Annotated in this window: 8 protein-coding genes; 4 read left to right on the top strand and 4 right to left on the bottom strand. The window is 65.9% G+C overall.

The window, feature by feature from the left end; all coding sequences use genetic code 11:
• Positions 1 to 465 precede the first annotated feature (465 nt).
• Positions 466 to 729: a 30S ribosomal protein S20 gene (gene rpsT / locus VJ811_RS04915; protein ID WP_037514171.1), complete on the top strand. Its 264-nt coding sequence runs from the start codon at positions 466 to 468 to the stop codon at positions 727 to 729.
• Between the two features lie 503 nt (positions 730 to 1,232).
• Complete coding sequence (gene dnaA / locus VJ811_RS04920) at positions 1,233 to 2,597, top strand: chromosomal replication initiator protein DnaA (protein WP_324071160.1); 1,365 nt, start codon at positions 1,233 to 1,235, stop codon at positions 2,595 to 2,597.
• 322 nt (positions 2,598 to 2,919) lie between these two features.
• On the opposite strand, the gene VJ811_RS04925 is transcribed toward dnaA, so the two are convergent.
• From VJ811_RS04925 to secB, 4 genes are all read right to left on the bottom strand, one after another.
• Positions 2,920 to 3,621 carry a DUF4136 domain-containing protein gene (locus VJ811_RS04925; RefSeq protein WP_324071161.1) on the bottom strand — a complete coding sequence of 234 codons (702 nt, stop codon included), beginning with the start codon at positions 3,619 to 3,621 and terminating at the stop codon, positions 2,920 to 2,922.
• 171 nt (positions 3,622 to 3,792) lie between these two features.
• Positions 3,793 to 4,791 (bottom strand): tryptophan--tRNA ligase, encoded by a 999-nt coding sequence (gene trpS / locus VJ811_RS04930; protein ID WP_324071162.1) that lies wholly within the window; start codon positions 4,789 to 4,791, stop codon positions 3,793 to 3,795.
• Between the two features lie 3 nt (positions 4,792 to 4,794).
• On the bottom strand, positions 4,795 to 6,399 hold the full coding sequence (gene murJ, locus VJ811_RS04935) for a murein biosynthesis integral membrane protein MurJ (protein WP_324071163.1): 1,605 nt from the start codon (positions 6,397 to 6,399) through the stop codon (positions 4,795 to 4,797).
• Positions 6,400 to 6,423: 24 nt separating this feature from the next.
• The gene (gene secB / locus VJ811_RS04940; protein WP_324071164.1) at positions 6,424 to 6,942 is read right to left on the bottom strand and encodes a protein-export chaperone SecB; all 519 of its coding nucleotides are present in this window, start codon (positions 6,940 to 6,942) and stop codon (positions 6,424 to 6,426) included.
• A 252-nt stretch (positions 6,943 to 7,194) separates the two neighbouring features.
• On the opposite strand from secB, the gene VJ811_RS04945 reads away from it, so the two are divergent.
• Complete coding sequence (locus VJ811_RS04945; RefSeq protein WP_324071165.1) at positions 7,195 to 7,857, top strand: Tim44/TimA family putative adaptor protein; 663 nt, start codon at positions 7,195 to 7,197, stop codon at positions 7,855 to 7,857.
• 4 nt (positions 7,858 to 7,861) lie between these two features.
• A complete protein-coding gene (locus tag VJ811_RS04950; protein WP_324071166.1) occupies positions 7,862 to 9,187 on the top strand; it encodes a murein transglycosylase A in 1,326 nt (441 codons plus the stop codon).
• Positions 9,188 to 9,208 lie beyond the last annotated feature (21 nt).

Here is a 9,208-nt window from a genome sequence, read left to right on the forward strand (position 1 = left end):
ACTCCCCGCGCTGCCATCGGTCCCAGATCTCGGATCGCTGGGCCGCCGAGTAATAAATCCGCTGACGCTGCTTCATCCCCACACTCCTTCTCCTCAAAGAATGAAGTGTTGCGACGATCCGTTGAACCCACCACCGATTGCGGACCTTCTTCTCATCGTCTTCCCGGACTTGATCCGGGATCCACGACGACGGCGCAGCTATGGATCCCGGATCAAGTCCGGGATGACGAAGTTGGGATAGCAAACGTCCGCTCACCATCCCAAATCAGGCATTTCCCGCATGGATCGGCCAAAAACCATTGACCTTCATCTGCATGCTGGCTATGCGCGCACCCTTCGAGCAGGGTCCGGTCGTCCGGAACCGGCCGCATCCGGACATTGATTCGCTGCAACTCGCGCGATTCGGCTGCTCCGTACGAGGCTGTGCTCCGACCATGTAGACCGTTTGAAAGACTAGAGGAATTTATGGCCAATACGCCGCAGGCAAAAAAGCGCATCCGCCGCAACACCGCGCGCACCGTCGTGAACAAGAATCGCGTTTCGCGCATCCGCACGCTGGTGAAGAAGGTCGAGAACGCCGTCGCCGCCGGTGACAAGGACGCCGCCGCGACCGCACTGAAGGCGGCGCAGCCTGAAATGGCGCGCGGCGTTGCCAAGGGCGTGCTCCACAAGAACACCGTGGCGCGCAAGTTCTCGCGCCTGACCAAGAGCGTGAACGCGATCGCCTGATTCGCTTCGTCCCGAAAGGGAACAAAAAGGACCCGCTGGCTTCATGCCCGCGGGTCCTTTTTTGCGTCGGATATTGTGACAACGCGATGGCAATAGTGTTGCAGCGCGGTAAGTGACGGATTTACGGCGATTCGTTGTTTGGTCACCGGAATGTCATATTTAAAATATTGAAAAATAGTCATAAAATGCCGTTCTGGCGCGATTCCGGCCCCCCTAGTGAGTCAAGATTTTTATTTCAGTATTTTTACACGGCCAGACCTTGATCGACTCGGCGCGGCCTGACTAGACAGGGTGCGTCGTCGGCCTTCGCCGGTGGCCGCCACATCGACATGATTCGCATCTTCCCGGGCTGTTTGCCCCGGACAGTATGCCTGCGCCCTGCGCAGGCGACGAATCGGCGTGTGGGCGGCCGCTGCGATTCGCTGGTGATCAGGGGACCAAGGGGGCGGCACGGCGTGATAGAAGGCGGAAATCGGCATGGATATGACGCAAAGGGCGGAGCAATGAGCGGTGATGCTGCAACGCTCTGGCCGCGCGTCGCCGAAGGGCTGCGCCGTGACCTGGGCGTGCGTACATTCGACCATTGGCTGAAGCCCGTACGTTTTGCCGACTATTGCACATTGTCGGGCGTGGTGACGCTCGAAACCGTCAGCCGCTTCTCCGCCAACTGGATCAACGAACGATTCGGCGACCGGCTCGAACTCGCCTGGCGGCAGCAGCTACCCGCGGTGCGCGGCGTCACGGTGCGCGGCGGCGCTGTCGCGGATGATCGCGCCACGGCGCTCGCGGCCTCGCCGCTGCCGAGCTTCGACGCGCCGCTGCCGGCACCCGCCGCCAATCCCGCGCTGCTCGGCTTCGACCCGCGCCTGTCGTTCGACCGCTTCGTTGTCGCGCGCAGCAACATCCTCGCCGCCAACGCCGCGCGCCGCATGGCGATGGTCGAGGCGCCGCAGTTCAACCCGCTCTATCTTTGCTCGGGCACCGGGCAGGGCAAGACGCATCTCCTCCAGGCGATGGCGCAGGATTATGCCGCGGCGCACCCGACCGCGAACATCATCCTGATGTCGGCGGAAAAGTTCATGCTCGAATTCGTCGGCGCGATGCGCGGCGGTGACATGATGGCGTTCAAGGCGCGGCTGCGCGCCGCCGACCTGCTGCTGCTCGACGACCTTCAGTTCGTGATCGGCAAGAATTCGACGCAGGAGGAGCTGCTCCACACGATCGACGACCTGATGACCGCGGGTAAGCGCCTCGTCGTCACCGCCGACCGTCCGCCCGCGATGCTCGACGGCGTCGAGGCGCGGCTGCTGTCGCGCCTGTCGGGCGGGCTCGTCGCCGATATCGAGGCGCCCGAGGATGATCTTCGCGAACGCATCATCCGCCAGCGGCTGACCGCGATGCCGATGGTCGACGTGCCCGACAATGTCGTCGCCTATCTGGTCAAGCATTTCACGCGCAACATCCGCGAGCTCGAAGGCGCGCTCAACAAGCTGCTCGCCTATGCCGCGCTGACCGGCACGACGGTCGACCTCGCGCTCGCCGAAGACCGGCTCGCCGAAAATGTCCGCACCGCGCGCCCGCGCATCACGATCGACGAGATTCAACGCGCGGTCTGCGCGCACTACCGGCTCGACAAGTCCGAAATGTCGTCGAAGCGCCGCGTCCGCGCGGTCGCCCGCCCGCGTCAGGTCGCGATGTACCTCGCGAAGGAACTCACCCCGCGCTCCTATCCCGAAATCGGGCGGCGCTTTGGCGGGCGCGACCATTCGACGGTGATCCACGCGGTACGCACGGTCGAGGCGCTACGCGTTGCCGACAGCGAACTCGACGCCGAGATCGCCGCGATCCGGCGCAGTCTCAACAGCTGATCCACAGGATTATACCGGGGTTATCCTTGGGGTTATCCACGTTGCTGAAGTTCCGCTTTAGGGTGGGAAGCGGGCGTTTGGCTAACTTCAAGCCCTCCCCTTCAGGGGAGGGCAGTGAAACTTGGTAGCTTGCCGCCTAGTTGCAGCGGGTGGGGGCCATCGGCCTTGCGCGAGGTCAATGGCCCCCACCCCAACCCCTCCCCTGAAGGGGAGGGGCTTTGTGTCCGCTACCGGTCGTCAGCCGACATTGCACCCTGCTCCAAACAAAAAAAGGCCCGCCTTCCTTCCGGAGAGCGGGCCTTTCGTTTGGCTGTGGTGCGGCTCAGCCCTTTTCGGGCGGCGCCACGGTGATCCGCACCCGCTCGCCCGAATTGCCGGGGAAGCCGGTGAACATCGCCTCGACGAGGTTCGGGACGATCGCCTGCAGATTATTGTCGCGCGACTGCGCCTCGGCATGGCCTTCGAACAGGCGCGAGCCGTCGGCGGCGCGGTTGATCTGGAGGTTCAGACCGCTGGTGTAGACGGTGTAGCTGCTGACGTCGTTATAGCCCCCCCATCCCGGGCCGAAACCGCCCCACAGGAACGGGTCACGATAGCCATAGACATAGCGGCGTCCGCCGCGGCCGCTGACGATCACCGGGCGATAGAAGCCGCGGCCATAATAGCCGCCGTATCCGCCGTACCAGGGGTCGCCGAAGCCAGGGCTCGACACGACGCGCTCACGCCCCTTGTCGACGCCATAATCCATGCGGACGATCAGATCGGCGCGTTCGCCATTCGCGGCGGGGCGATAGCCGTAGCGCGTCAGCTCGCCGGCGACGAGGTTCGCATATTGGCCGAACTCGATCCCGCCCTGCAGCGCGGGGTCGCTCGCCTCGACGACGAAGCTTTGGCCCTGCGGCGCGGGGAGCTGGGTCTGGAAGCGCGCGACATCGGCCTTGAACGGCGTCGCGCAGCCGGCGAGCGCCAGCGCCGCGCCGGTCATCGCGGCCAGGCCCAGCCGTCTAAGATTCATCTTGCTCATCGTCTTGGCTCCGTAATTCGGGAAGCGCATATAGGCGCGCTCTCGTACCATAGACTACGCCGGTGCGACTTAACCTTGGTTGAACCCGTTTCATCGCATGGCGGTTCCACGTCCCGATATGGGGATGTGCCGCACAAAAACAAGAAATTTCGCCCGCGAAACAGCGCGGTGTCAGCGGCACAGCCCCAGTGCGGCATAAGCGGCGTCGAGCGTCGGCCTGGCAAGCGCCGATGCGCGCGCCGCACCGGCCTCGAGCGCCGCGTCGATCGCCTCCGGGTCGGACTTGAGCTCGTTCAGCCGTGTCGCGATCGGGCGCAGCGTTTCGACGAGCAGCTCGCCGAGCGCGGGCTTGAACGCGCCGAAACCCTGCCCGGCGAAACGCGCGAGCACCTGATCGACGCTTTCATCGGCCATGGCGGCATATATCGACACGAGATTCCTTGCCTCCGCGCGCCCTTCGAGGCCGGCCGCCTCGGATGGCAGCGGCTCGGCGTCGGTCTTCGCCTTGCGGATCTTCGCCATGATCGTGTCGGCATCGTCGACCAGGTTGATGCGGCTCGCATCGCTCGGGTCCGACTTCGACATTTTGGCCGACCCGTCGCGCAGGCTCATGATCCGCGCCGCGGCCGCCGGGATCGTCGGTTCGGGCAGGGTGAAGGTCTCGGTCGCCGTATCGAGGTTGAACTTGGTCGCGATATCGCGCGCGAGTTCGAGATGCTGTTTCTGGTCGTCGCCGACGGGGACGTGCGTCGTCTGATAGATCAGCACGTCGGCCGCCTGCAGCACCGGATAGGCGAACAGGCCGACGCTCGCGCCCTCGCGGTTCTTGCCCGATTTTTCCTTGAACTGCGTCATCCGGTTCAGCCAGCCGATCCGCGCGGTGCAGAAGAGCAGCCAGGCGAGCTCGGCATGCGCGGGAACACGCGCCTGGTTGAACAGGATCGATTTCGCGGGGTCGATCCCCGCCGCCAGCAACGCCGCCGCCATTTCGCGCGTGTTCGCGGTCAGCTCGGCGGGGTCGTTATAGACGGTGATCGCGTGCAGATCGGCGAGGAAATAAAGCTTCTCGCCCGGCATCTCGTCCTGCATGCGCACCCAGTTGCGGATCGCGCCCAGATAATTGCCGAGATGCAAATTTCCGGTGGGCTGGATGCCCGATAGCGTCCGCATGTCTTACTCCTCTGTCGCAGCCGGTTTGGCGCGCCGCCGCGTCAGCATGGCGACCAGATCCTTGTCAAGCGCGCCGACGAGGAGGGCGACGGCGAAAAACACCGCGCCGCCCGCTGCACAGAGCGCGGCGAGCGACCAGATACGCTCGAAAACATTGCCGCCATAATAGGGCTTCATCAGCGGCATCATCCACCACAGCAGCGCCGACATCGCGGCGACCGCGATCAACTGGCGCGCGATGCGCCCCGCGAGCTTCGCGGTGAAATGGAACCAGCCGCGGCGGTGGAGCACGGTGTAGAGCAGCAGGCAGTTGAGCGACGCCGAGGCCGCGGTCGCGCCCGCGAGCCCGACGATCCCGTAGCGCTGAACGACATAGAGGTTGATCGCGATGTTGACGATCAGCGCCGCGAGCGCGGTCCACACCGGGGTGCGCATATCCTCGCGCGCGAAGAATCCCGGGTTCAAGATCTTGACGATGACATAGGCGGGAAGCCCCGCGACGAGCGCGGCGACGATCTGCGCCATGATCGCGCCATCGGCATCGGTAAAGCGGCCCCCGACGAAAAAGGCGGTGACGAAGGCGGGGGCGCAGATCGCGAGCGCGGCGGCGGCGGGCAGCGTCAGCAGCGTCGCGATTTCGAACGCATTGCCCTGCAATCGCTGCGCTTCGGCCGCGTCGCCGCTGTGGATATGACGCGACAGCATCGGCAGGATCGCGGTGCCGAGCGCGATGCCGACGATGCCGAGCGGCAGCTGGTTGAGCCGGTCGGCGAGCTTCAGCAGCGTCAGCGAGCCCTGCGCCAGCGAGGTCGCGAAGAAGGTGTCGACGAACTGGCTGATCTGATAAATGCCGGCGCCGAAGGTCGCGGGCAGGATCAGCATGCCGAGCTTTTTGACCTCGGGCGTCAATCGGGGCAGGTGCCAGTGGAGCTTGAGCCCGGCGCGGCGCACCGCCCACCACATATAGGCGAGCTGAACGACGCCGGCGATACTCACCGCGACGCACAGCGCTTCGGCGACGATCCGGTCGTCGCCTCCCGGCCCGCGCAGCCACCATCCGGTGATGATGCCGCCGATCAGCACGATATTGAGCAGCACCGGCACGAAGGCGCCCGGCGCGAAGCGCGACCGGGCATTGAGCAGCCCCGACAGCATCGCGACGAGGCTGACGAGCGCCAGATAGGGGAAGGTGACGCGGCTCAGGAAGACCGCGAATTCGAACTTGCCCGGCACCTCCTGGAAATCGCGTGCGAGCAGCCAGACGATTCCCGGCATCGCGATCATCATCACGGCCGAAAAGGCGAGCAATATCCAGAGGAAGACCGAGAGCACGTCGTCGGCGAACTTCGCCGCCGCCGCCTCGCCGCCCCCCTCCGCGTCGGCACCATGCAGCGCGCGGCTGTATGTGGGGACGAAGGCGACCGAGAAGGCGCCCTCGGCGAACAGGCGGCGAAAGGTGTTGGGCAGCGTGAAGGCGAGCTGGAAGGCGTCGGCGGCGAGGCCGGCGCCCAGCACGCGGGCGAGCAGCATGTCGCGGGCGAAACCGAAGATCCGGCTGAGCATCGTCAGCCCGCCGATCGTCCCGACATTTTTGATGAGGCTGCTCAACCCGTCAGCCCGCCCGAAAGGGGGTTAAGCCTGGCCGACCGGCGCGACGTCGCCCGCCTGCTCGGCTTCGACCTGCTGAACCTGCTGCATGAACAGGCCGTGGAAATCGATCGGTTCGAGCAGCAGCGGCGGGAAGCCACCGTCGCGGACGGCATCGGCAACGACGCGGCGCGCGAAGGGGAACAGGATGCGCGGCGCTTCGGCGAGGAAGAAGGGCTGCAGCTGGTCGTCGGGGACGTTGCGCACGCCGAACAGGCCGGCATACTTCAGGTCGATCACAAAGCTGGTGCCCTGATCGGTCTTCGACGTCACGTCGATCTTGAGCGACACTTCGTACAGATTGTCGCCGACGCTGTCGGCGGCGATGTTGAACTGCACGTCGACCTGCGGCGCGTCCTGCCACTGGTAAACCGCGGGGGCGTTCGGATTTTCGAACGACAAATCCTTCACATATTGCGAGATCAGGCCGATCGCCGGGCTCGTGTCCTCGCCATTGGGCTGCAGGGCGGGATTGTTGATGTCGGCGCTGGTCTCGTCAGCCATGATGAAGAAGCTTTCACTGAAAAGATGGAAACAATATCGGCATCCGCGGACCGTGTCGGAACCGCGGCGGACGGTTGCCGCGGCGCTTAGCAGCGCCCGGCGGCGAGCACAATGGGCGCCCTGTGCTGCACTACAGTTAAGGGTGAATCGTTGACCCGCCGCGCGGCAGCCTTCATGGTCATTTGAAACCGGGGCGCGTATCGCCTATGTATCAGCCAGTATGTTTCTATTGCCCGCATTGGACTTTTGCCCGTGACCGCTTTTTCGATCGTCCTGCTCGCCATGATTGCCGCCTTCCTCGGCATGCGGCTCTACTCGGTGCTCGGCAAGCGCACGGGGCATGAGCAGGAGCCTGTGCTGCCGCGCGAACGCACCGCCGCGGCGCCGGTCCGGCTCGACGAGAATGACGGATCGCCGGCGCCCGCGCCCGCACCGGCCGACACGTCGGGTCTCGTCTACGAACCCGCCGCCGAGGCGGGGCTCCGTCAGTTGCTGGCCTCCGACCGCCATTTCGACGCGGGCCGCTTCATGGAAGGCGCCGAGGCCGCGTATCGCATGATCCTCGAAGCCTATTGGAAGGGCGACCGCGACACGCTGCGCGATCTGTGCGACGATGACAGCTACGAAGCCTTTGCCGACGCGATTGCCGCGCGCGAAGCGCGTGGCGAGACGCTCGATAACCGCCTGATGGTCATCGATTCGGCCAGGATCACCGCGGTCGAACTGAATCGCAGCGAAGCGCGCGTCACCGTTCGTTACCGCGCCGATATCAGCGCGATCACCCGCGACGCCGATGGCAAGCTGATCGCCGGGTCGATGAGCGACGCGTCGCAGACCGACGATTTGTGGACCTTCCGCCGCCAGATCGGCAGCAACGACCCCAACTGGGTGCTCGACGAAGCCGAATCGGCCTGATCGCATGATCCGGGCGGTGGGGGCGCCGCGCGCGCGGACTTTCGGATTCGCGCTGCTCGCCGCCCTGCCGCTGCTTTCGGGTTGCGCGTCGGTGATTCCCACGACGGATAGTGGCCGCCCCGCAACCACCACCCCCGCGCCATCGCGCCCGGCCGGCACGCCGCGCCCTTATATACCGCGCCCCTCCGAAGGAGCCGGTGCCGCCGCGCAGCCGATCCCCGCAACCCCGCTCGCGCCGCTTCCCGCGCCCGCAGTCCCCGCCGACGCGACGACCGCGGCCGCCAGCGGCGTTGTCGCGGGCCCCGATTTCTCGACGCTCGGCGTGACCGCCGAACAGGCGACCGCGGCGCTGACAGCCTTCCGCATCAGCTGTCCGTCGGTCCAGCGCCGCACCGACACCAGCGGCCTCACCCAAGGCGCCGACTGGACCGAAAGCTGCAACGCGGCGAAAAGCTGGAAAGACAGCGACGCGTCGGCCTTCTTCACCCGCTATTTCGGCACGGTACAGGTCGGCGCGGGCACCGCCTTCGTCACCGGCTATTACGAGCCCGAGATCGCCGCCTCGCGTACCAAAAGCGCCGGCTATGACGTTCCTATCTATCGCCGCCCCGCCGACCTGATCGAAGTCGACCTCGGCCAGTTCGCTGACGATCTGAAGGGCCGCAAGATTCGCGGCCGCGTCGACGGCGGCAATTTCACGCGCTATTACGACCGCGCGGCGATCGAGAGCGGGGTGCTCGACGGGCGCGGCCTCGAAATCGCCTATGCCGCCGACGCCGCCGAATTCTTCTTTCTGCAGGTGCAGGGCTCGGGCCGCCTTCGCCTGCCCGACGGCGGGATCATGCGCATCGGCTACGACACGCAGAACGGCCGCGGCTATGTCGGCATCGGCAAGCTCTTGCTCGACCGCGGCGAGCTGCAGCGCGGGCAGGCGTCGATGCAGGGTATCCTCGACTATCTGCGCGCCGATCCCGTTCGCGGCGCCGCGGCGATGAACGAAAATCCGAGCTGGGTCTTCTTTCGCGAGCTGACCGGTCCCGGACCACTCGGCGCGCTCGGCGTTCCCGTCACCGGCCGCGCTAGCGTCGCCGCCGACCCCAAATATGTGCCGCTCGGCGCCCCCGTCTTCCTTTCGCTCGACCGCGCCGAACCGGCTGGGCTGTGGATTGCGCAGGACACCGGCGGCGCGATCAAGGGCGCCAACCGTTTCGACAGCTTCTGGGGCGCGGGCGACGATGCGCGCGCGATCGCCGGCGGCATGTCGGCGCGCGGCTCGGCGCTGCTGCTGCTGCCGCGCGCCAGCATCGCGCGGCTGATCCCGGCGCCTTGACGTGCCGCGGCGCCTCGCCCC

The sequence above is a fragment of the Sphingopyxis sp. genome (genome assembly GCF_035250425.1).
GTDB lineage: Bacteria > Pseudomonadota > Alphaproteobacteria > Sphingomonadales > Sphingomonadaceae > Sphingopyxis.